This is a genomic window from Pseudomonas sp. KB_12 (assembly GCF_052114545.1).
GTDB lineage: Bacteria > Pseudomonadota > Gammaproteobacteria > Pseudomonadales > Pseudomonadaceae > Aquipseudomonas > Aquipseudomonas brassicacearum.
On the sequence record NZ_JBFREY010000025.1, the window covers coordinates 1 to 23957 of the forward strand.

General features: G+C 61.1%; 17 protein-coding genes. 11 read left to right on the plus strand and 6 right to left on the minus strand.

Translation table 11 applies throughout. The annotated features are described in order from the left end of the window. Positions 1-254: 254 nt before the first annotated feature. Positions 255-1499, minus strand: a complete 1245-nt coding sequence (locus AB4Z20_RS19710) for an acyl-CoA dehydrogenase family protein (RefSeq protein ID WP_442090456.1) — start codon at positions 1497-1499, stop codon at positions 255-257. Between the two features lie 375 nt (positions 1500-1874). On the opposite strand from AB4Z20_RS19710, the gene msuE reads away from it, so the two are divergent. From msuE to AB4Z20_RS19750, 8 genes are all read left to right on the plus strand, one after another. After that, positions 1875-2438 (plus strand): FMN reductase, encoded by a 564-nt coding sequence (gene msuE / locus AB4Z20_RS19715; RefSeq protein ID WP_253474309.1) that lies wholly within the window; start codon positions 1875-1877, stop codon positions 2436-2438. Between the two features lie 39 nt (positions 2439-2477). Next, positions 2478-3575: a dimethylsulfone monooxygenase SfnG gene (sfnG, locus tag AB4Z20_RS19720; RefSeq protein ID WP_027911753.1), complete on the plus strand. Its 1098-nt coding sequence runs from the start codon at positions 2478-2480 to the stop codon at positions 3573-3575. Between the two features lie 14 nt (positions 3576-3589). Continuing rightward, positions 3590-4750 (plus strand): AMP-binding protein, encoded by a 1161-nt coding sequence (locus AB4Z20_RS19725; protein ID WP_442090457.1) that lies wholly within the window; start codon positions 3590-3592, stop codon positions 4748-4750. A 13-nt stretch (positions 4751-4763) separates the two neighbouring features. Next, entirely contained in the window at positions 4764-5546 is a 783-nt protein-coding gene (locus AB4Z20_RS19730; protein ID WP_442090458.1) for an ABC transporter ATP-binding protein, read from the plus strand. Positions 5547-5873: 327 nt separating this feature from the next. Beyond that, positions 5874-6755, plus strand: a complete 882-nt coding sequence (locus AB4Z20_RS19735; RefSeq protein ID WP_442090459.1) for a branched-chain amino acid ABC transporter permease — start codon at positions 5874-5876, stop codon at positions 6753-6755. 11 nt (positions 6756-6766) lie between these two features. Further along, positions 6767-7834 (plus strand): branched-chain amino acid ABC transporter permease, encoded by a 1068-nt coding sequence (locus AB4Z20_RS19740; RefSeq protein ID WP_442090475.1) that lies wholly within the window; start codon positions 6767-6769, stop codon positions 7832-7834. Between the two features lie 72 nt (positions 7835-7906). Further along, complete coding sequence (locus AB4Z20_RS19745; protein ID WP_214512245.1) at positions 7907-9232, plus strand: ABC transporter substrate-binding protein; 1326 nt, start codon at positions 7907-7909, stop codon at positions 9230-9232. A 57-nt stretch (positions 9233-9289) separates the two neighbouring features. Beyond that, on the plus strand, positions 9290-10084 hold the full coding sequence (locus tag AB4Z20_RS19750) for an ABC transporter ATP-binding protein (RefSeq protein ID WP_442090460.1): 795 nt from the start codon (positions 9290-9292) through the stop codon (positions 10082-10084). 165 nt (positions 10085-10249) lie between these two features. On the opposite strand, the gene AB4Z20_RS19755 is transcribed toward AB4Z20_RS19750, so the two are convergent. The 5 genes from AB4Z20_RS19755 to AB4Z20_RS19775 form a co-directional block, all read right to left on the minus strand. Then, positions 10250-11353, minus strand: a complete 1104-nt coding sequence (locus AB4Z20_RS19755; RefSeq protein ID WP_253474330.1) for a sigma-54 interaction domain-containing protein — start codon at positions 11351-11353, stop codon at positions 10250-10252. A 327-nt stretch (positions 11354-11680) separates the two neighbouring features. After that, positions 11681-12712: an HlyD family secretion protein gene (locus tag AB4Z20_RS19760; protein ID WP_442090461.1), complete on the minus strand. Its 1032-nt coding sequence runs from the start codon at positions 12710-12712 to the stop codon at positions 11681-11683. 6 nt (positions 12713-12718) lie between these two features. Continuing rightward, positions 12719-14284 carry an MFS transporter gene (locus AB4Z20_RS19765; RefSeq protein ID WP_253474335.1) on the minus strand — a complete coding sequence of 522 codons (1566 nt, stop codon included), beginning with the start codon at positions 14282-14284 and terminating at the stop codon, positions 12719-12721. Beyond that, positions 14281-15729, minus strand: a complete 1449-nt coding sequence (locus AB4Z20_RS19770; protein WP_442090462.1) for an efflux transporter outer membrane subunit — start codon at positions 15727-15729, stop codon at positions 14281-14283. The genes AB4Z20_RS19765 and AB4Z20_RS19770 overlap by 4 nt, the downstream gene beginning before the upstream one ends. Before the next feature lie 329 nt (positions 15730-16058). Continuing rightward, entirely contained in the window at positions 16059-16430 is a 372-nt protein-coding gene (locus AB4Z20_RS19775; RefSeq protein ID WP_253474342.1) for a response regulator transcription factor, read from the minus strand. A 471-nt stretch (positions 16431-16901) separates the two neighbouring features. On the opposite strand from AB4Z20_RS19775, the gene AB4Z20_RS19780 reads away from it, so the two are divergent. The 3 genes from AB4Z20_RS19780 to AB4Z20_RS19790 all read left to right on the plus strand — a co-directional run bounded on the left by AB4Z20_RS19780 (position 16902) and on the right by AB4Z20_RS19790 (position 23833). Beyond that, positions 16902-22391: a trifunctional serine/threonine-protein kinase/ATP-binding protein/sensor histidine kinase gene (locus AB4Z20_RS19780; protein WP_442090476.1), complete on the plus strand. Its 5490-nt coding sequence runs from the start codon at positions 16902-16904 to the stop codon at positions 22389-22391. Between the two features lie 117 nt (positions 22392-22508). Then, entirely contained in the window at positions 22509-23087 is a 579-nt protein-coding gene (locus tag AB4Z20_RS19785; protein ID WP_258691091.1) for a lecithin retinol acyltransferase family protein, read from the plus strand. A 95-nt stretch (positions 23088-23182) separates the two neighbouring features. Beyond that, complete coding sequence (locus tag AB4Z20_RS19790) at positions 23183-23833, plus strand: response regulator transcription factor (RefSeq protein WP_018601909.1); 651 nt, start codon at positions 23183-23185, stop codon at positions 23831-23833. Positions 23834-23957: the final 124 nt, after the last annotated feature.

Consider the following 23957-nt stretch of genomic DNA (forward strand, 5'->3'; position numbering starts at 1 on the left):
CCGAACGCAGGCATTGCGCAGTGGGCATCCCGGCATGGATGCCGGGATAGCCGCGCTGGGCCATGGATGGCCCTTCGCGGCGGGCCCACGGAGCAATGCCGGAGTGAGGGCACACCGAGCCTAGGCGAGGTGCCGAGTGGTGGGGCAGAGCGTTTTTGGTTACTTTTGGCGCTCTTCCAAAAGTGACCCGCCGTAAGGGCGGAACCCTAAGCCGCCGTTACCGCAGCAACGGATATACACACCAACCCATCAACTCAAAGCTGCTTGGACCCCCCGCCAATCTGCCAAACATACGGCGGCTCCGTACCATTGATTTCCCAATCACCAATAATGCGCTCCTTGTAGATCAACGGATTATGCGAAGCAGCAGTGCGGGCATTGCGCCAGTGACGGTCGAGGGCTTTGCTGGTGCTGGTGGCCGAGGCACCCAGGGCATTGAACAGATCACTGGTAGCGCGTAACACCAGGTCGGAAATCACCACCTGGGCCTGGGCCGATTCCAGTTCGGCGGCGATGTTGGCGGTGTGTTCGGTCTCGGCGTTCTGACTGAAGCGGCTTTCGTAGGCGCGTTGGGAGGCGCTCGCGGCTCGCAGGGTGGTGGCTTCGGCGGCATAGACCTGGGCCGAGGCCTTACCGACCACTTGCTGCACCTGCACATCCTGGCTCACTTCGCTGGCGTTGCCGGTGCTGAAGACTCGCGTGCGTTTGCGTACTTGCTCGGTAATGTCATGAACCGCCGCGCGGCCGGCACCGGTCAGCACGGCCAGTAACACCAGTTGATAAAACGCGGTCTGGTATTTGAAGCGGGTAGAGAAGTCGATGAGATTTTCCGCCTCGACCAACGCATTCTCGAACAGCGACGTGCCGCTGCCGGTGGTGCGTTGGCCAAAACCGTCCCAGTCATCGCTTTGCTTGACGCCCGGCTGATGCACACGCACAGCGGCAATCACGTCGGCGCCGTTGTCGTCGCGTTGGGCATACACGTCGATCCAGTCGGCGAAGATACTGCCGGTGCTGTAGTACTTGGTGCCGTTGACGACCCACTGATCACCCTGGCGAGAAACCCGAGTAACGACGTCGCCGATTTTCACGGTGCCGACTTCCGTCCAGGCATTGCCCACCAGTTCACCCTCGACGAAGCGCTTGAACCAGATGTCTTGTGGGCTGCTGGCGTGGGCGTTGAGACGGTCCTCGACAAATGCAAAGTGCCCGCGCAGCGCCTGGGGCAGGTTGGAATCGGCTTCGGCCAGTTCGATCAGCAGTTGCAACAGCTGCGGCAACGAAGCCCCGGCGCCGCCATATTCGACCGGTACGCGAATGGCACCAAAGCCTGCTTCCTTCAGCCATTTCACCTGTTCAAAGGGCAGGCTGCGCGTCTGCTCACGCTCCAGGGCGCCGGCCTGGATGCGTGCAAAGATCGGCCGAAAGCGTTCGGCCAAGGGCTCATAGTCGGTGCCGGTGGACAGGATCGGCGGCAGGTGTTGTTGCTGTGCGGTCATGGTGATGTTCCTTCTTATGACGAATAGGTGGGCAGGGGAGAAACCTGCCGGTGCCAGCGGCTATTGCACAGTCCATGCCTGAGGCCCAACGCCCGTAAATACGGGCCTGTACAGCGTTCATCAGGGAAAGGGCTGCCCTCGCTGCGAACAATCTGTTGCGCAACTGTGTGCCCGGCAACAGTTGCTGCCACACACATCGACGCGGCGAATGTTCGTCAGGCAACAGTGGATCAACAGCTTGTCCGTCAAGCGACAGTGAGATGATCCAGCAAAGCTCCTAAGACATTGATTAATAAATGAATATTCAACTGGCACGGTTGCTGCTCTACACCTTGTGCAGACGCTGAGGTGGCGTCTCCAGGCATGGGGTAAACGATGAGCAAGCAATTCAAAGTGGTGGCGGTGTCAGGCAGCGTGCAGCACCCGTCACGCACGCTGGTCCTGCTCCAGGCATTGGTCGACAGGCTTGGGCAGCAACTGCCGATCGAGCTGCGTCTGATCGAACTGGCCAAGGTCGGCCCCCAGTTCGCCGGGGTCTTGCGTCGCGAGGCGTTGCCGGCTGCCGTGCAGGATGACCTGCAGGCCATCGAGTCGGCTGATCTGTTGATTGCCGCCAGCCCGGTGTATCGGGCTTCGTACACCGGCCTGTTCAAGCACCTGTTCGATTTTGTTCATCACGAAGCCCTCAAGAATGTACCGGTGCTGCTGGCCGCGACGGGGGGCTCGGATCGCCATGCCTTGATCATCGATCACCAACTGCGGCCCCTGTTCGGCTTCTTCCAGGCCCTGAGCCTGCCGGTGGGGGTCTATGCCAGCGAAACCGATTTCACCCAATACCAGATCTCCAGCGCACAGGTGCTGGAGCGTATCGAGCGCGCCGTCGAGTCGGCGTTGCTGAGCCTGGTCCCGAGCGTTCGACGCGACGCCAGTGCCGCCTGATCAATTTCTTCTTTCAAAACGAGCCGTGGAGTACATGCAATGAGCCAGGACACGATCAAATTTGCCTACTGGGTGCCCAACGTCAGTGGCGGGCTGGTGGTCAGCAAAATCGAGCAACGCACCGACTGGGGCATCGACTACAACCGCAAGCTGGCGCAGATCGCTGAAGCGGCCGGCTTCGACTACGCCCTGTCCCAAGTGCGCTTCACCGCCGGTTACGGTGCCGAATACCAGCATGAGTCCGTGGCGTTCAGTCATGCCTTGCTGGCCGCCACCACGCGCCTGAAAGTCATCGCCGCAGTGTTGCCTGGGCCGTGGACACCCTCGGTGTTGGCCAAGCAGATCGCAACCATCGATCACCTGACCGGCGGGCGGGTGGCGGTCAACATCGTGTCGGGCTGGTTCAAGGGCGAGTTCACCGCCATTGGCGAGCCATGGTTGGAACACGATGAGCGCTATCGCCGTTCCGAAGAATTCATCACCGCCCTCAAGGGCATCTGGACCACCGACAACTTCACCTTGCGCGGTGACTTCTACCGCTTCCACGACTACACCCTCAAGCCAAAACCACTGCAGCAGCACCCGGAGATCTTCCAGGGCGGCAGCTCGCGGGCGGCGCGGGACATGGCGGCCCGGGTATCGGACTGGTACTTCACCAACGGCAATACCGTGGAAGGTGTCAAGGCGCAGATCGATGACCTCCAGGCAAAAGCCGCGGCCAACAATCACAAGGTCAAGGTCGGTGTAAACGCCTTCGTCATTGCTCGTGACACCGAAGAAGAGGCGCGTGCGGTCCTTGCCCAGATCATCGACCAGGCCGACCCCGAGGCCGTCAATGCCTTCGGCGATGCGGCGAAGCAGGCCGGCAAGTCCAGCCCGGAAGGCGAGGGCAACTGGGCCAAGTCCAGCTTCGAGGACCTGGTGCAGTACAACGATGGCTTCAAGACCAACCTGATCGGCACACCGCAGCAGATCGCCGAACGCATCGTCGCGCTCAAGGCCGTGGGTGTGGATCTGGTGCTCGCCGGCTTTCTGCACTTCCAGGAAGAAGTCGAGTATTTCGGCCGTAAGGTCCTGCCGCTGGTGCGTGAGCTGGAGCAACGCAAAGTGGCAGCCAAAACGGCGGCAGTCGCTTAGGCGCGGGAGGCAACATGGGCACGTTCACCGACACTCTCGACGCGGCACCGGCCAGCTTGCCCCAGTGGTTGCAGCAACAGGCGCATCGGCATGGCGCGGATGTCGCGCTGCGCCATAAGTACCTGGGTGTCTGGCAGGAGCGGACCTGGGCGCAAGTGGCCGATGAGGTGCGCCGTTTGGCGAGTGCCCTGCAAGCCCGCGGTTTTTCAGCGGGCGCGACCCTGACGATCATCAGCCGACCCAGGCCGCAGGCGCTGCTTGCAGCCTTGGCCGCGCAGTGGCTGGGAGGCGTGGCGAGCCTGTTCGACCCGTTGGAGGCATCGGCCGAGCAGGTGCTATTGCTCGGCACGCTGCAGCCGGATTTCGTCCTGGTCGAAGGCCTGGAGGAGATGCTGCGTCTGCGTGCGGCGCAGGTGGTTGCACGTGTGCTGGTTTATCTCGACAAGCGTGGCCTGGCCGATTCGACGCCATTCGTTCAAGCGCTGGATTACGCCGCGCTGGTTGCCGAGCGCCCAACCGATGAACGGGCACCGCAAGGGCAAGTGCTGCAAACGGCCTTTGTGTTTTATCGCGGGGCTGGGCAGGCGATTGAAGAGCAACGCGTCAGCCACGCCGAGCTGCTGCAGGAGGGCCAGCGGTTGGTGACGCGCGAAGGCCTGGGACGGCAGGAAGAGGCATTGGCCGCCCGGGCGTTCGCCTCGGGCGGACAAGCCCGCTATCTGCTGGCGCCTTGGTTGATAGCCGGTTTTCGCCTGAATTTTCCAGAAAACCTGGCGACCCGTGATCGCGACCGCCGCGAGCTGGGCCCGACGCTGGTGGCTGGAACGCGCGAAACCTATGAGCGTTTGTACCGCTATGCGCTGGAGCGTTTGCCGGCGCCGGGCAGTTGGTCGCGTGGGCTGGTGGACTGGGCGTTGGCGGCCCATCCCGACGTCTTGCAACGGCATTTGGGTGACTGGCTGGTGCGCCGGCCTTTGCGCGACGTGCTGGGGTTCTCCCGGACCCGCGCGCCGCTGCTGGTGGGCGATGCGTTGCCGCCCCAGACCCAGGCGTTTTTCCAGGCATTGGGTATCAGGGTTCGCCAGTGGGGCGATGCGGCCCACTGGGAAGCGCCGACGCATCTTGTGCAGCAAACCACCGATGACTGGAGCGGGCTCCAGTCGCAACTGGCCTGAGAGGAGACGCGCCATGACCCAGACGGCCACCGCACATTTGCTGGAGCTGGACCATATTTCACTGTCATTCAAAGGCGTCAAAGCGGTCACGGACATCAGTTTTCGTGTCGCCACCGCAGAGATCTGCGCCTTGATCGGCCCCAACGGTGCAGGCAAGAGCTCGCTGCTGAATGTCATCAGCGGCGTGTACCAGGCCCAGGAGGGGCATATCCGTTTTGATCGACAGGAGCGGCGCCGGATGCGCCCCCACGATGTGGCGGTACGCGGCATCGCCCGCACGTTCCAGAACATTGCGCTGTTCAAGGGCATGAGCGTGCTCGACAACGTGCTCACCGGACGCAACCTCAAGCGGCGCAGCACTTGGATCGAGCAGGCGCTGCGCATCGGTCGCGCCAGGGGCGAGGATGACCGCCAGCGCGAAGCGGCCGAGCGCGTTATCGCGTTCCTGCACTTGCAGCCCTGGCGCGACACCCTGGTGGGCACGTTGCCCTATGGCTTGCAGAAGCGCGTGGAGCTGGCCCGGGCGCTGGCGGCGGAGCCTCGGCTGTTGCTGCTGGACGAACCCATGGCCGGAATGAACGCCGACGAGAAGCAGCAGATGAGCCGCTTCATCGTCGATATCAATCGTGAACTGGGCACCACCGTGGTGTTGATCGAGCACGATATCGGCGTGGTCATGGACATCAGCGACCACGTGGTGGTGCTCGATTACGGTCGCAAGATCGGCGACGGCTCGCCCGAAGACGTACGGCAGAACCCCGAGGTCATTTCGGCCTACCTGGGCACTCGCCACTGACACCGGATATTCGACGCCTTCCCGCTGGGCTCTGTAGGAGCTGGCGAAGGCTCGGGCCGCGTTCGGACGATCTTTTGACTTTTCGCTTGAGACTTAAGTGTCTGGGGAAAGATCGCAGCCTCGCTCCGCTCGACAGCTCCTACAGGGGATCGCCTGTGTAGGAGCTGGCGAAGCCTGCGATCTTTTGACTTTTCGCTTGAGACTCAAGTGTCTGGGGAAAGATCGCAGCCTCGCTCCGCTCGACAGCTCCTACCGCGCAGCCCAGCGGGAGCAATCTCTGGCCACAGGATCCTCGTTTGTATTGACCGAACAGTATTAGGAACAGCGATGGAATTTTTCTTTGAAGTATTGATTGGCGGGTTGTTGGCGGGAGTGATGTACGCCTTGGTGGCCATCGGTTTTGTGCTGATCTACAAGGCCTCCGGGGTATTCAATTTCGCCCAGGGCGCGATGGTGCTGTTCTCGGCGCTGACCTTCGTCAGCCTGCTGGAACGCGGTGTGCCGTTCTGGCTGGCGTTCCTCATCAGCCTGGCGGCGATGCTGCTGATCGCCGTGGCCGTGGAGCGTGTGGTACTGCGCCCTTTGGTCAACCGTTCGCCGATCACGCTGTTCATGGCCACCCTTGGCCTGTCCTACGTCATCGAAGGGTTCGCCCAGGCGCTGTGGGGCGCCCAGGTGCATGGCCTGGAGCTGGGCATCAGTGACGAACCGCTGGAGCTGGGCGGGATGTTGTTGTCGCAGTTCGACATTTTTGCCGCGTTGAYGGCGGCGTTCCTGGTGCTGCTGCTGTCCTGGCTGTTCAACAAGACCCGGCTCGGATTGTCGTTGCGGGCGGTGGCCGATGACCCGCTGGCGGCACTGGCCGTGGGCATCCGCTTGCAGCGAGTGTGGGTGGTGGTGTGGGCGGTGGCAGGGTTTGTCGGGTTGGTCGCCGGGCTGCTCTGGGGCGCTCGCCTCGGTGTGCAGTTCTCGCTCTCGCTGGTGGTGCTCAAGGCCTTGCCGGTGCTGATCATCGGCGGCTTCACCTCCATCACCGGCGCGATTGTCGGCGGCTTGATCATCGGCGCCTCGGAGAAGCTGGCGGAGGTTTACCTCGGGCCCTTCATCGGCAGCGGCATCGAGAACTGGTTTCCCTACGTGCTGGCGCTGCTGTTTTTGCTGGTGCGTCCGGCGGGGTTGTTTGGCGAACGGGCCATCGAACGGGTTTAGGGGAGCGCATGATGTTTTATCGAGAAGCAGGCCAGTTCAACACCCGCTATGCCCAGGACCGCCGAGTCTTCGCGCTGCGCCAGTACCGTCATGGGCTGATCGCGTTGCTGCTGTTTGCCTTTGTCGTGGTGCCCTGGCTGGGCAATGACTACTGGTTCAGCGCGATCCTGATTCCATTCCTGGTGCTGTCCCTGGCCGGGTTGGGGCTCAATTTGCTCACTGGTTATGCCGGGCAACTGTCCCTCGGTTCTGCGGCGTTCATGGCGGTGGGCGCCTTTGCCACTTACAACCTCGAAGTACGGGTCGCCGGTTTGCCGTTGTTGGTCAGTATCGCCCTGGGCGGGTTGACGGCGGCGTTGGTGGCGGTGCTGTTCGGCCTGCCGAGTTTACGCATCAAGGGCTTCTACCTGCTGGTCTCGACCCTGGCGGCGCAGTTCTTCGTGACCTGGGCGCTGACCCGGTTCAGTTGGTTTTCCAACAACAGCGCCTCGGGCGTGATCAGCGCGCCGCGCCTGGAGGTATTCGGGGTAAACCTCGACGCGCCGGCCGGCCGCTATCTGCTGACCCTGAGCGTGGTGGTGGCGCTGTTCTGGCTGGGCAAGAACCTGGTGCGCAGCGAGTTGGGGCGCAACTGGATGGCGGTGCGCGACATGGACACCGCCGCCGCGGTTATCGGCATTGCGTTGGCAAAAACCAAGTTGCTGGCGTTCGCCATCAGCGGTTTTTTCCTCGGGGTGGCCGGCGCGCTCTGGGCCTTCGCTTACCTGGGCACGGTGGAGCCCCACGGGTTCGACCTCAATCGGTCGTTCCAGATTCTGTTCATCATCATTATCGGCGGCCTCGGCAGCCTGCTGGGCAACTTTCTCGGCGCGGCCTTCATCGTGCTGTTTCCGGTGTTGCTCTCGAACCTGGTGTCGCTGCTGCCCGGCGGGCTGGTGGACGCCGGCCAGGTGGAGAACCTGCAGAAAATGATATTCGGCGCCCTGATCATCCTGTTCCTGATCAAGGAGCCAGAGGGCCTTGCGCGTCTCTGGCAGAGATTTCGCCAGCGCGCTCGGCTGTGGCCGTTGCGCTACTGAGCGAACCGCACCACGCGGGTTTGCAGTTCCATTTTGTTGGCTTACCTATGGCTTCATAACAAGGAAAATCCGATGTTCAAACGATCATTCGCCAGCAGTCTGGCACTGGCCCTGAGCCTCACCGCCGCGGCCTTCACCGTCCAGGCGGACAACGAACAATACTTCCCGCTGCAAAGCTATCGCGTCGGCCCTTATGCGGCCGGCGGCACCGGTTTTTTCGGCGGTTTCATCGACTACCTCAAGTACGTCAACGCCAATGGCGGCGTGAATGGCGTCAAGTTGACCTGGAGCGAGTGCGAGACCGAATACGTGGTCGAAAAAGGCGTCGAGTGCTACGAGCGCCTGAAGAAAGGTTTGAACGGCGCGCCAGCGGCGGCCACCAACCCACTGTCGGTGGGTATTGCCTACGCCACCCTGGAGCGTTCGACGGCCGACAAACTGCCGCTGATCACCATCAACCACGGTCGCACGGACTCCACCGACGGCAGCGTGTTTCCCTACGTCTTCCCGTTGCAGTTGAACCCGTATTCCGAAGTGTCGGCGATCATCAACTACATCGGCCAGAGGGCCGGGGGGCTGGACAAACTCAAGGGCCTGAAGATCGTCACCCTGTATCACGGCTCCCCCTACGGCAAGGAAACCAACGAGGTGCTACAAACCCTGGCCGACAAGTACGGTTTTGCGCTGACCTTGCTGGAGGTGCCGCACCCGGGCAACGAGCAACAATCGCAATGGCTGAATATCCGTCGGGAAAAGCCTGATTGGGTGATCCTGCGCGGTTGGGGCGTGATGAACCCGGTGGCGCTGAAAACCGCACAGAAAGTCGGTTTCCCGGCCGACCACATCATCGGCAACATCTGGAGCAATTCCGAGGATGACGCTGCACCGGCCGGTGCCGCGGCCAAGGGCTTCATCGCCATCACCACGCACCCTTCGGGCACCGATTTCCCGGTGCTGCAGGGCATCAAGAAACAAGTGGTCGACGCCGGCCATGGTGACCTGGCCGACCCCAAGCGTTTCGGCACGGTGTATTACAACCTCGGCGTGGTCAACGGCATTCTCAACGTAGAAGCGCTGCGCATTGCCCAGCAGAAATTCGGCAAGCAACCCCTGACGGGTGAGCAGGTGCGTTGGGGCTTCGAGAACCTCAAGCTCGACGATGCACGACTCAAGGAACTGGGGGCGTTGGGCCTGGTGCAGCCGTTGCAGTTGTCGTGCTCGGACCATGAAGGCGGTGGCGCGGTGCGCTTCCAGCAATGGGACGGTACGCAGTGGAAGCTGATCAGTGACTGGGTACAGGCTGACCGCGCCTTGCTGCGACCGATCATCGAAGCGTCTTCGCACCAGTACGCCCGGGAAAAAGGCATTACCCCGCGTGATTGCAGCAAGGAATCCTGAGGCGTCACGGCGACCGGGCGTGCGTGTCCGGTCGCTACTTGAAAAAGGCGAAACAGCATGACGACGAACGTGCCGATCCTGCAGATCGACGATATTGAAGTCTTCTACGAACAGACCATCCTGGCCGTGCGCAGCGTGTCGCTGGAGGTCGCAGAAGGGCAGGTCGTGGTGTTGCTGGGCGCCAACGGCGCGGGTAAAAGCACCACCTTGAAAGCCGCCTCCAACCTGGTGCGTGCTGAACGGGGCGAAGTGGTGCGGGGGCGGATCGTCTACCAGGGACGGGAGGTGACCCACAGCGCGCCTCACACCTTGGCGGCGAACGGCTTGGTGCAAGTGCTCGAAGGGCGGCATTGTTTTGCCCAGTTGACCGTGGAGGAAAACCTTCTGGCCGGCGCCCTGGCGCGCCAGGTGCCGCGGCGCCAGTTGCTGGCTGACCTGGAGTTGGTCTATGGCCATTTTCCGCGGCTGAAGCTGCGGCGCAAAAGCCTGGCCGGCTACACCTCGGGCGGCGAGCAACAGATGATCGCGATAGGCCGTGCACTGATGGCCAAGCCGCAACTGGTCTTGCTCGACGAACCGTCGATGGGCCTGGCGCCGCAGATCGTCGAGGAAATCTTCGAGATCGTGCGCCAACTCAATCAGCACGAAGGCGTCAGTTTCCTGATTGCCGAACAGAACATCAACGTCGCCCTGCGCTACGCCCACTATGGCTACGTGTTGGAAAGCGGTCGTGTGGTCAGCGAAGGCAGCGCCGAACAACTGGCGGCTCGCGGCGATCTGCAGGATTTCTATCTGGGAGCGAGGGCGAGGGGGCAGGACACGGCCGGGATTGAAGCACAGAGCTCCCCCTAATTGGGCCACTGTCTGGGTTCTGTAGGAGCTGGCGAAGCCTGCGATCTTTTGATCTTTCGCTTGAGGCTCAAGTGTCTGGGGAAAGATCGCAGCCTCGCTCCGCTCGACAGCTCCTACCGTGCCCCCAGCGGGAGCAAGCTCCCTCGCCACGGAGCCCTTTGGAACTCAGGTCGACAGGTTGATCACCCGGCCATCCCGGGTGTCCAGTGCCGGGCGGCGTCGATTGACCACCAGTTCGCCGATCCTGATCAACAACGTGCGGGTGACATTGCGGCTCAGGCCCAACAGGCTGGCGGTGTGGACCTGATTGCAGTTGGCGTAGCGGTAGGCGGTGCGCAGCAACTCGGCCTCGACCTTTTCATACAAGTCGCCATGCTCTTGCTCGAGCAGTTTCTCGAAGGCTTTCTGCAAAAGCGTCTCTGCGCTTTGAGGGGCCGACTCCTGCGAGTTGTCCTGGCGTTCGATACGGAAGTTCGACAGGTGCAGGTCCTGCACGCCGATCACGTTGTTGCGGCAAATCAACAGGGTGTGGTGGATGACATTTTCCAGCTCGCGGATGTTCCCCGGCCAGGAATAGTCGAGCAATTTGCGCTGTGCCTGGGCATCCAGCGTCACCTCGCCGTGCCCGAGCCTGCGGCTGTACTCGGCAATGAAGTGGCGGATCAGCGGCAGGATGTCACCGGGGCGTTCGCGCAGCGGCTTGAGCACCAGGCTGACCACGTTCAGACGGTAATAGAGGTCTTCACGAAAGTGCCCGGCATTGATGGCTTTTTCCAACTGTACGTTGGTGGCCGCCAACACGCGCACATTGATCTTGATGCTCTTGCGCGAACCCAGCCGGACCACCTCGCGCTCCTGTAGCACCCGAAGCAACTTGACCTGGATCGGCAACGGCAAATCACCGATTTCATCCAGGAACAGCGTGCCGCCGTCCGCTTCCTCGAACCATCCGGCCTTGGCTGTCAGTGCGCCGGTGAACGCGCCTTTCTCATGGCCGAACAGCTCGGCCTCCACCAGGGTTTCGGAAAACGCCCCGCAGTTGACCGCAACAAACGGTTTGTGGCGACGGGCGCTGAGGTTGTGTACGTGGCGCGCCACCAGTTCCTTGCCGGTCCCGGTCTGGCCGATGATCAGCACGCTGGCGTCACTGGGCGCGACTTGCTGCAAGTGAGCCAGCAAAGCGCGGGAGGTGGGGTCTTCGAAGACCTGGGCCGTGGCACGAATCGAGGTGGCCAGGCCAGGGGAGGGAGGAAGCGTTAGAAGCTGCATGACGGTGGCCCGTTAATGAGATTGCCGTGACTGAAAATGGGTAAATGCCAACGTTCTTGAGGCAGTACCACGAAGCCATTGGGCTTAAGGCTTAATCTAAATGATCTAAAAAACAGACAACAAATAACCTTTAGTTATTTTCTTAGGGCTTCACCTGCACATAGCGAGGGGATCTGTCCTACCGGGTTCTGTAGGAGCTGGCGAAGCCTGCGATCTTTTGATCTTTTGATCTTTCGCTTGCGATTCAAATGTCTGGGGAAAGATCGCAGCCTCGTTGCACTCGTCAGCTCCTACACAACCCAGCTCGTCACAAAAGCCCTGATGGATTTATTCACCAATACGGATATGCGGTGTGACGGACATCCCCACGCGCAGTTTCGCCGCCCCGGGCTGGTCGGGGTCGATGCGAATGCGCACGGGCAAGCGCTGGACGATCTTGGTGAAGTTGCCTGTGGCATTGTGCGGGGCAATGGCGGAGTAGCTGACGCCGCTGGCCGGCCCCAGGCTTTGCACCGTGCCTTCCAGTGCCTGGCCCGGCAAGGCATCCACTTCGATATCCACGGTTTGTCCGGTCTCTACGCGCGCCAGTTGCGTTTCGCGAAAGTTGGCGGTGATGTAGACGGCGTCCAGTGGCACGATTGCCAGCAAGGGTTTTCCGGCATTGACGAAAGCACCGACGCGTATCGATTTCTCCCCGACGGTGCCGCTGATCGGTGCGGTGATGCGGGTATAGGAAAGTTGCAGTTGCGCGATGGCTTGCGCCGCCTCGGCATGGGCGAGGGCCGCCTTGGCCTTTTCCAGATCGGCCTTGAGGATATCCACGTATTGCCGGGCAGCCTGCAACCCCGCCTGGCTCTTGTCCCGGCTGGCCAGTTGGACGCTCAATTGCGCTTCGGCCTGCTGCTGGGCCTGCACGGTGCCCGACCCGTCGGTGGCCAGGTTGCGATAACGGGCCTGATTGACGCTGGCCAGTTTGAGCGCCGCCTCGTCTGCGGTTACCACCGCTTGGGCCTGACGTATGGTGGTTTCCTGTTGGATCAAGTGCGCTTGCAGGCTGGCGATGCCGGCCCGGGCGCTGGCGACCTGGGCTTGCGCCGCGTTCACGGCAGCGACGAAATCGCGGTCGTCGATGGTTGCCAGCAGGTCGCCTTTGTTCACCGGTTGGTTGTCGTCGACCAATACTGTCTCAACCGTGCCCGACACTTGCGGCGCTACCGTGGTGAAGTCGGCGTGGACGTAGGCATCGTCCGTAGACTGTATCGATGCACTGGATTCAGGACGATTGAAATAGAACGCCGCGCCGATGGCCACTGCGAGCAGTGTGGCGCTGATGATCTGGGCTTTCTTCGGTAATGCCATGATGAGTCACCCGTGTGAGGAGGAAGGTGATGAGGCTGCGTGCATGACAGGGGCGGGGATGTAGGTCAGTCGCAACACCAGAGGAATCAACAGCAGCGCCATCAGGCCCAACACGCGATAGGCATCGGCGATCGACAGCACCAGCGATTGCTGGCCGATGAGACTCATCAGTTGCGTCGGCTCAGGCACAAACGCCAGGCTGTTACCGACCAGTGCTCCCTGGTCCAGCAACATTTCTCCATGGAAGCGACCGCGCACGGTGATGAGCTGGGTAACCGCCGCTGCACCGGCCAGCGATCCGAAGGCGCGCAACGTGTTGATCGTGCCGGACACATAAGGCCCTTCAGCAGGCTGTACCACGCTGGTGATCAGGAACAGCATCGAGACCACCGCCATCGGTTGTCCGAGGGCCTGCAGGGTCTGCGCCATGACGAACTGGTCGCGGTTCCATTCGCTGGTCAGTTGTGAGCCGGCCAGACACGCCAGCGCGATCAAGCACAACCCCAGGGCGAACACGACACGCGCATCGATCTTTTTCTGGTACAGCAGCAGCGCCACCACGGGCCCCAGGACCAGTTGCGGCAGCGCGACGATCAGGCCGACCGACGCCATCTGGAAGGGGCGATAGTCCTGCAGTGCGCCGAGATAGTTGGCCGGTAGCAGCGAGCTGGACATCAACACCACCAGCAGCGCGAAGAACAGGGTGCAGCCCAGTCCCAGGTTGCGACGCCCGAGGATCTGCAACTTGATAAACGGTGATGGGTGATACCACTCGGTCAACAAATAGACCGCCAGCAAGGCCAGGCCAACCAGCAGCGAAGACGTGATCAGCGGTGAATGAAACCAGTCCAGCCGCACGCCTTGGTCCAGTGCGACAGTGATCAAACCGAACGCCGGCACACCGCAGGCCATGCCAAACCAATTGGCCTGTCGAAAACGTGGGACCTGGACGGGTTCCTTCGCCAGCCCCCAGGCGATCAGGCCTGCGGCGATGAGGGCGAGGGGAACGATCTGCCAGTACACCCAGCGCCAGTCCTGCAACCCATCCGTCCAGCGCCCGGCCAACCAGATGGACAGATTAGGCGCGAAGGTCGCGGTCATGGCATACAGCGCCAGGCCATACAGCCGTATGGGGGGCGGCAGGAATTTGAGCGCCGCCATCATCAGCAGCGGGATGGTGGTGCCGCTGGCAATGCCTTGCACAAAGCGCAAGGTCAGCAAAAGCTCCAGGTCGTGGATAAAAGGCAGGATCAAGGCGAGTAGCGTACAACTGCCGAGCATCCACAATTCGAAGCGACGAACCGAGAGCGTGATGGCGAACCACGCCGAAAAGGGCATGGCAATCAACTCGCCGGCGCTGTACACGGTGGTGAGCCAGGAGCCGTCGTCGAAGCCCAAGCCCATCGCGCCTCGCACATCTGCCAGGGCCAATGCGCCGACCCGGGTATTCAACCCCGCCATCATGGCGGCGAGAAAAATGCCGACCAGGCCGACCATCGAGCGTTTCGAGGACGAGGCCTGAGGCCCTGCGCTGGCCGCGACGTGCGCTGGCGACAGTGCGACGCTGTTCATTGGGCAACCTCCGGATTCCAGCCGCCACCCAGGGACTTGTAGAGATTGACCACGGTCAGCGTGGCGTCGGTCGTGTTGGCATTGAGGCGGGTTTGGCTGGCAAGCAGGTTGGACTGGGCCGTCAGTACACTCAAATAGTCGGCGGCGCCTTGCTGATAACCTCGCTCGGCGGCATGCAGCGCCTGCTTGTTCTGTTCATAGGACACCAGCAGCTCATCGTGTTGACGCTGTTGGGCCCCCCAGGCATCCAGGGCGTTGTCCACTTCATGCCAGGCTCGCAAGACGGTCTGGCGATAAGCGAGTGCCGCGGTTTTTTGCCGTGACTCGTTCAGGGCCAGGCGTTGCATCAAGCGTCCGCCCTGGAAGATCGGCAGGTAAACCGTGGGGCCGATGGAGAAGAACCGGGAATCCCAACTGGCGAGATCGCCACTGTCGAAGGCTTGCACGCCGATCTTTCCTTTCAGGCCAATGCGCGGATAGAAATCAGCCTTGGCCACACCAATGGCAGCCGTGGCGGCATGCAGTTGGGCTTCGGCGCGCAGGATGTCGGGGCGCCTGTGGGCCAGTTCAGAGGGGACACCAACCGGGACCCCGGAGGGCAGGGCAGGCAAGGGCAGTGCCTTACCCAGTTGCCCATCGAGGGCACGGGGCTGCTCACCCATCAGCAAGGCCAGTGCGTTCATCTGGGCGTTGCGACGTTGGTCCAGTTCAGGAACCATGGCCTTGATCGTGGCCAACTGCGCCCGGGCGGAGGAGGTTTCGAAGCGTGTCCCGACGCCGTTACGCTCGCGGCTTTCAGCCAGGCCGAGGGTGCGCTCCGCGACCGTCAGGTTTTGCCGGGTGATGTCCAGTTGCGCCTGGGTTCCGCGCAATTGCAGGTAGGTGCGTGCCACTTCGGCGGCCAGGGCCACCTGTGCGGCTTCGCGATCATAAATCGTGGCTTCCAGCGTCGCGGCGGCGCCTTCGCGGCCCCGTTGTGCACGGCCCCACAGATCGATCTCCCAACTGGCATCGAAGCCCAGTTGCCAGAAATTGTTGGGCCCGGTCGGAGCACCCAGGGCTGCGAACTTGCCATGTTCGCTGAGGGCCTCCCGCGTGTAGCTGGCATTGGCGCCTACGCTGGGTAGTAATTGCGACGCGGCGATGCCCAGTTGGGCGCGGCTTTGCTCGATGCGTTCGGCGGCCATCTGCAGATCAAGGTTGCCCGCCAGTGCGCGCGATTGCAGCCCGGTGAGCACGGCGTCATTGAACAGTGTCCACCACTGGGACGGCACCGCGGCAGTGGACGTCGGGATGACGCTTGCGTGCTCTTGTCGGGGCGACAGTTGCACAGCGTCAAGCCCGCTCTCAGGTTTCACGAAGTCTGGGCCTACCGTACAGGCGGTCAGGAAAATCGCGCCGATGAGCGTCAAAATGTGTCGAGGTATTCCGAAGAAAGCCGACATAGCCAGTTCCCCGTAAGGTTGCTGCGTCGCTCGACGAGCGCACGCCTGGGGTCAATGAATCAGCGATTGGCTCGCTGTGAATTCATGGTATTGGGGGACGTTTCCAGGCGCACTTCTACATCGGTTCAGCGAAACCATACGTCAGTGGCGGGGGATCTATACGAAGGTGTGGGGTCGGTGGCGTGATGGAAGCATCGTGGCGAGGTGCTGCTCCCGTTCGACGGCTGTAGGAGCTGGCGAAGCCTGCGATCTTTTGATCTTTCGCTTGAGATTCAAGTGTCTGGGGAAAGATCGCAGCCTCGTTGCACTCGACAGCTCCTACACAGCTCCTACTGGCGCAGGGCAGTGTTGATACAGGCCAGCAGTTTGTCGGCATCACAGGGTTTAGGCAGGCAGGCGATCAGCCTTGGTATGTGCGCCCCAAGGTCCGGGTAAGCGGTAATGAAGATGGTAGGGATTTGAAAGCCCATGGCGCCGAGCTGTTCATGCAGTTCCAGGCCACTCATCCCCGGCATCTGGATATCGGAAATCAGGCAGTGGGTAGCCGCCAGGGCGTTTGCGTCGAGGAAGTCCATGGCGCTGCAATAGGTTCGCACGTCATAACCGCTGGACCGTAACAGGCTTTTGAGGGCGGCCCGAACGGATTCGTCATCATCGACAACGGCAATCGTCGTCGTATTGCGCATCGGGGTGTCATGCATATCGGGTCGCTCGCACAAGCGCCTGTCGTCGTTACAAGATACGCGGTCTCCTGGGGCGCAAAAGTATACCTAGGTATAGCGCGCTAAGACCAAAGGGTTGGCGTTGGATACAACGGTTTGTCCCAGGGCTGCTTCCACTGTACGCAGGTACAACTGACCTGGGCTGACGGCTCACCTAGACTGGCACGCATCGTTCCCCCGGGGTTCAACACCAAACCCCTATGGCGCGTTAATTCGCTGTTCCTCTATGAAATCACTTGAAGGGCTTTCATGAGGGGTTAATCTAGAGATCGGCAACACGACCCGTTCTGGATCCCGACAGAGCCCATCCTCATCGGGCGGCCAGCGCAGCCACGGACGTCGCCCCAGCGCGACGATATCGGCCATGCGACGTGACACTGGATGCCAGCCCGACGGCAACGTGCGACGGATAACTCACTACAAATTGCTCGCGTGCCGATGGAAAACCACATGCAGATTTTATGGGACGATGGTGAACGTGTCTTCTGCCGGGAACTGCGTCCGGGTGTCGAGGGCGATTGCAGCGTACTGGTTGCGCGGCCCGCTGCCGAACAACCGCGTCCCGGCTGCCTTGGCCGTCTGGCCCACGAGTTTGGCCTGAAAGACGAACTCGATGGCACCTGGTCGGTGCGACCGTTGGAGATGGTGCGCGAAGGCGCCCAGACGCAGCTGGTGCTTGAGGATCCAGGCGGCACGCCACTCGTGCAATTGCTGATTGCGCCCATGGAGACGGCCACGTTCTTGCGTCTGGCGGTGAGCATCGCCGTGGCCCTGGATAAGCTCCACCAGCGCGGTCTCGTCCATAAAGACATCAAGCCCAGTCATATTCTGGTGAACTGCTTCGACGGACAGGCCAGGCTCACCGGGTTCGGCCTCGCCTCACGGCTGCCACGGGAGCGGCAGGCGCCCGAGACCCTCGCGGGGACGCTCGCCTATATGGCACCCGAGCAGACCGGCAGGATGAATCGCTCGATCGATTCACGCAGTGATCTCTATTCCTTCGGCGTCACGCTGTACCAGATGCTGACCGGCTCGCTGCCGTTCACGGCATCCGACCCGATCGAGTGGGTGCACTACCATATCGCCAAGAAACCCTTGCCACCTCGCGAGCGGGTTGGAACCATCTCCCAGGTGCTGTCCGACATTGTCATGAAGCTGCTCGCCAAGACGGCCGAGGAGCGTTATCAGACCGCCGCGAGTGTGGAATATGATTTGCGGCGCTGCCTCGCCGACTGGCAGCAACAGCACCACATCAATGCCTTTGCGTTGGGCGAGCATGGCCCGTCCGATCGGTTGTTGATTCCCGAGAAACTCTATGGTCGCGAGCATGAGGTCGACACCCTGGTCGAAGCGTTCTCACGGGTCGTTGCAAGCAGTGCGCCGGAGCTCGTCCTGGTCACCGGCTATTCCGGTATCGGCAAATCCTCGGTGGTCAATGAGTTGCACAAGGTGCTGGTTCCGCCGAGGGGACTGTTCGCCAGCGGCAAGTTCGATCAGTACCGCCGCGACATCCCCTATGCGACGCTGGTGCAGGCCTTCCAGAGCCTGGTGCGCACCCTGCTTGGCAAGAGCGACACGGAACTGGCGAGTTGGCGTGACGCGCTGCAGGAGGCGCTGGATGTCAATGCGCGGCTCATGACCGACCTCATCCCTGAGCTCAAGCTCATCATCGGTGAACCACCACCGGTTTCGGCACTTGATCCACAGCAGGAGCAACGTCGCTTCCTGCTGGTGTTCCGGCGTTTTATCGGTGTGTTCGCCCACGAAGATCATCCGCTGGCGCTGTTTCTCGACGATTTGCAGTGGCTCGATGCGGCCACGCTCGATTTGCTGGAGGATCTGTTGACCAGCGCTGATGTGCGACACCTGTTGCTGGTGGGCGCTTACCGCAGCAACGAGGTGGATGTCACCCACCCGCTGACAGGCAAGCTCCAGACCATTCGGAACGCGGGAGGCAACGTCGTCGAGATCATGCTGGCGCCGCTCGCCAAGGTGCACATCGAGCAGTTAATCGTCGAGGCGCTGCATGATGAGCGGGCCCGCATCGAGCCCCTGGCGCAGTTGGTGCTGGACAAAACCGCCGGCAATCCGTTCTTCGTGATTCAGTTCCTGCAAACGCTCGCCGACGGGCAACTGCTGGCCTTCGATCATGACGCCCGGCAGTGGTGGTGGGACCCGGACCGCATTCATACCGAGGGCTACACCGACAATGTCGTGGACCTGATGGTCGGCAAGCTGGTGCGCCTGCCGGGCGAGACGCAGCAGGCGCTGCAGCAGCTGGCTTGCCTGGGTAACGTCGCCGGGATCGAGGCGCTTTCGACCGTGCTGGGCATTCCCGGGACGCAGGTCCGCGGGATGCTCTGGGAGGCGATTCGCCTGGAACTGGTCGAGCGGCTGGACGATGCTTATGGTTTTGTCCACGACCGTATTCATGAAGCCGCTTATTCGTTGATCCCCCAGGAATCGCGCGCCGAGACGCACCTGCGAATCGGACGATTGCTCGCCGCGCAGACATCCGCGCAAGGGCAGGAAGAGGCGATTTTTGAAATCGTCGGCCAGCTCAATCGCGGCGCCGTGTTGATCACCGACCCGGCTGAGCGGGAGCAGTTGGCTGCGTTCAACCTGATTGCCGGCCAACGCGCCAAGGCGTCGACGGCTTATGCGTCGGCGCTCAACTATTTCACCACCGGGACGCAGTTGTTGGGCGAGGACTGCTGGGCGCGTCGCCATGGGCTGATTTTCGCGCTGGAGTTGAATTGCGCCGAATGCGAGCTCCTGACCGGGCAGCTGTCTGCCGCCGACGAGCGTCTCACGGCGTTGTCGGATCACGCCATGACCGTGATCGAGCGGGCCAATGTCGCGTGCCTGCTAATGGATGTCTACTTGCTCCTGGATCGCAGTGACGGTGCGGTTGCGGTCTGCCTGGCCTACCTGCGGCATGTGGGGATCGAGTGGTCGGCCCATCCGAGCGACGATGACGTGCGCAGCGAGTACGACCGCATCGCAGCGTTACTGGGGGACCGGGCAATCGAGGACCTTATCGACTTGCCGTTGATGGAGGATGCGACATCCCTGGTGACCGTCAATGCGTTGGGGAAACTCTTCGCGCCGGCCCTGCAGAGTGAAGCGAACCTGGCGGACCTGTTGATCTGCAAAGCGGTCAATCTGAGCCTTGAGCATGGCAACTGCGATGCTTCATGTTTGCTCTACGCCAATTTATTCAGGGTCGCCGGTCGCCGGTTCGGTGATTACCAAGTGGGCTTCCGATTCGGTCAGCTTGGCTGCGAGCTCGTTGAAAAACGTGGTTTGGCTCGATTCGAGGCGAGCACCTATCTTTGCTTCTCGTGCTTTGCCGTACGCTGGATGAAGCCTGTGGAGCAATGCCGCGACCTGTTGCGTCGTTCGTTTACGGCGGCGAATCGAATCGGCGATCTACCGTATGGGGCCTACGCGGGCAACAACCTCACTGCCGATCTGCTCTTCGCCGGCGAGCTGTTGTCCGATATACAAGGCGAAGCCGAGCGGGGTCTTGTTTACGCCAGGAAAGTACGCTTCGGGTTGGTGACTGATTTCATCATCACGCAACTGGCGCTGATCCGGATGCTCCGAGGCTCGACGCTAACCTTTGGTCGCCTGGACGACGGCGAGCTAATCGAGCCAGGCTTCGAAACCCACTTGACCAGTAACCCGGATCTGGTACTGGCTGAGTGTTTGTACTGGGTCCGAAAATTACAGGCTCGCTACATGGCCGACGATGCTGAGGCGGCATTGGAGGCCGCTGCAAAGGCGCAGCGTTTACTCTGGGTTTGCCAGTCGTTCTTCGAGGAAGCCGAGTTTCATTTCTATGGTGCCCTGGCCCGGGCCGCTCGCTGCGATAGCCTCCCTGTAGACGAGCATGGGCAGCACTTGCTGGCGATAGTTGCCGATCAGCAGTGGCTCCAGACCTGGGCGCAGCAGTGTCCGGAAAATTTCGCCAGCCGCGCCGCGCTGGTGGATGCCGAAATCGCCCGTGTTGAAGGGCGCATGATCGACGCCGAGTTGCTTTACGAGCAGGCTATTGATTGCGCGCAAGAGAGTGGCTTCGTGCACATCGAGGCGCTTGCCAATGAACTCGCGTCGCGCTTCTACGCGGCGCGGGGCTTCGGGAAAATTGCTCGGGTCTATTTGCAGGATGCCCGCTACGGTTACCAGTGTTGGGGTGCCGATGGCAAGGTGCGGCAACTGGAGAACAAGTACCCATCGTTGAGGGCCGAAGCGCCTGAACTCGGCCCGACGACAACGATGGCGACACCGGTCGAACACCTTGACCTTGCCACTGTACTCAAGGTCTCCCAAGCCGTATCGGGCGAAATCGTCCTGGAAAAGCTGATCGATATGATCCTGTGCACGGCCATCGAACAGGCCGGTGCCGAACGCGGGCTGTTGATCCTGTCCGATGGCGGCGAGCACCGTGTCGCGGCGCAAGTGACTACTGGCGGCAAAACAACGCAGTTACGCGATGAGCGGGTGAGTGCGGCGCTGTTGCCCGAGTCGATTCTCTATCATGTGCTGCGCACCCGAGAGAGCGTTTTCCTTGACGATGCCGTGGCCGAGGCGCCGTTCGCCACAGACCCCTATATCCGGCAGCAGCGGGCCCGTTCGATTCTCTGCCTGCCGTTGATGAACCAGGCCAAGCTCGTCGGCGCGCTCTATCTCGAAAACAATCTGGCGGCCCGTGTGTTCAGTCCGACCCGGATCGCCGTGTTGAAGCTGGTGGCTTCACAGGCTGTCATCTCGCTGGAAAATGCTCGCTTATACCGTGAGGTCGCGGAACGCGAAGCGAAGATCCGGCGCCTCGTGGACGCCAACATCATTGGGATCCTCGTGTGGAACGCCGACGGCGAGATCATCGAAGCCAACGATGCGTTCCTTCGTATGCTGGGATACGAACGAGCGGACCTTGCCTCGGGCCATCTGCGCTGGACAGACCTGACGGTCCCTGAGTTTCGAGAACTCAGCGAACGCAGGTTGGCTCACGCTTTGCTGACCGGGCATGCTCGACCCTACGAGAAAGAATATTTGCGCAAGGATGGCAGCCGACTGCCGGTCATCGTCGGCCTGGCGATGTTCGAAGCCGGCAGCAGGGAAGGGGTCGCCTTTGTGCTGGACCTGACCGAGCGCAGGCAGGCGGAGGAAAAGATCCGCGAAAGCGAGCGGCGCTATCGCGAAGTACAGACCGAGCTGGCCCATGCCAACCGTGTCGCGACCATGGGGCAGTTGGTGGCTTCGATCGCCCATGAGGTCAACCAACCAATTGCCGCGGCCATCCTCAACGCCAATGCCGCATTGCGCTGGTTGAACGTGCAACCGCCGGAGATCGGGGAGGTCCGGCAGGTGCTGGACCGCCTCATCTTCGATGCCAACCGAGCGGCGGACGTGCTGGGTCGCATCCGTGGACATATCCGCAAGGCACCACCGCAAAAGGGACCGGTAGACATCAACGCGGCGATCAGCGAGATGATCGACTTCACCCGTGGCCAGATCAGCAAGAGTGGCGCCTCGATACAGACGCAGCTCATGGACGGTTTGCCCGCCATCGAAGGCGACCGTGTAGAGCTGCAACAGGTGTTGCTCAACCTGATCATGAATGCGCTCGAGGCCATGAGCGGTGTCAGCGAAGGCAAGCGGCAGTTGCTGATCTGCACGGTGCGCGATGATGCCGGGTGCATCGTGGTGAGTGTCAGTGACACCGGGCCGGGGTTCGCCTCGGACAGTACCGACCTGGTCTTCACTTCCTTCTACACCACCAAGCCTACGGGCTTGGGGTTGGGGTTATCGATCTGTCGTTCGATCATCGAATCCCATGGCGGCAGTTTGAGGGCAAGCGTCAACCCACCCCGCGGTGCCACTGTTCAATTCACGCTGCCCATCGCAGTCTTGAGCTCAACGACAGCGTCTTGATTAATACTTAGGTTTAAGACCTGTATATCAACCGCTCATTGAAATCAGTCCCATGTACAAATGAAACTCCGCAACCCCGGCGATACAGTGTTTTCAAGGGTTGCGGAGTCTCTTCTCATGAATAATCTAACTGCCCATGCCGTGGATGAGTTTTCATCACTGCGTTCCGTTGTGCTTATTTTCCTGGCACTGATGACAACGAATGTTTGCTATCGCTTGAGTGCGCCCACGTCCCTGGGTCAACTGCCGAAGGACATGTCGGATGTCTCATTGAAACCGGTCAACATCGAGCAAGCCCTGGGCAGCGTGCCCATAGGCGCCCACCTGGTCAGCCCTCGCCGGTTCTACCTGCATCACGGCATATACCTTGGCGGCGCAGAAGTTGCCCATTACTCGGGGTTCAGCGGTTCCCTCAAGTCGGGGCCTATCGAAGTGACCGATCTTGAGCATTTCGCCAAAGGCAAGCCCGTGTGGATAGTTGACGAGCACTGTGAATATTGCGCCGAAGAAGTGGCCCATCGGGCGCGTTCGCGACTAGGCGAAGACCAATACAGGGTCTTATCCAATAACTGCGAGCACTTTTGCAGTTGGTGCACCACCGGGGAAAGTTACAGCAGCCAGATCAATGCATACTTGCATCGGCCTCGTCATCTTTTTGCACTGATATCAGCGCTGCATCCCCAGCTCATTGCATAGCGCCTACATCACGGTTCGGGCCATTACTACCGTACTTTCCGGGCCGAGGCGCTGTGCTACAATTTTTTTCCGCCCACTCCCCAAGAGGATCGTGCATGAACGGCAATTCCCCATCCAATGACCCGAGCAGCAAGGATTCAATTGTGTTCGTGGTGGATGACGATGCCTCAATGCGCGATGCATTAAGCAACCTCTTGCGCTCGGTCGGCATACGCGTCGAGACGTTCGCCTCCACGGCGGACTTTCTCCAACAACCCAAGACCGAAGGTGCCAGTTGCCTGGTGCTCGATGTACGGCTTCAAGGTAGCAGCGGCCTGGACTTTCAACGTCAGTTGGCGGGGTCGAACGTCACTATCCCCATCATTTTCATCACCGGCCATGGCGACATCGAAATGTCGGTCAAGGCAATGAAAGCCGGTGCCGTGGATTTCCTGGCCAAACCCTTTCGTGAACAGGATTTGTTGGACGCGGTGTCAGCCGCACTCCAGGCCGACGTCAAGCGCCGGGCCGTCGAGGGTCAGCTTGCGGACCTGCATGCCCGCTACGAAACGCTGACGGCCCGTGAAAAAGAGGTGATGACGTTCGCAGCCAAAGGCCTGATGAACAAACAGATTGCCGGGCAGATGAACCTGAGCGAAATCACCGTGAAAATCCACCGCGGCCACGCGATGAAAAAAATGCATGCCAAATCCTTCGCTGACCTGGTGCGGATGGCGGAGTCATTAGGTGCCGGGCAGGGCCATTGAACAGAGCGACAGGCCTGCATGAACGCCAGTTCCTGGACTTGCGACGCCGCGCAGGCGGCGACGGTTAGCTAATTGCTGATAAAAAGATTTATTGACTAAAGAATTACATCGGGTAATTATTTCC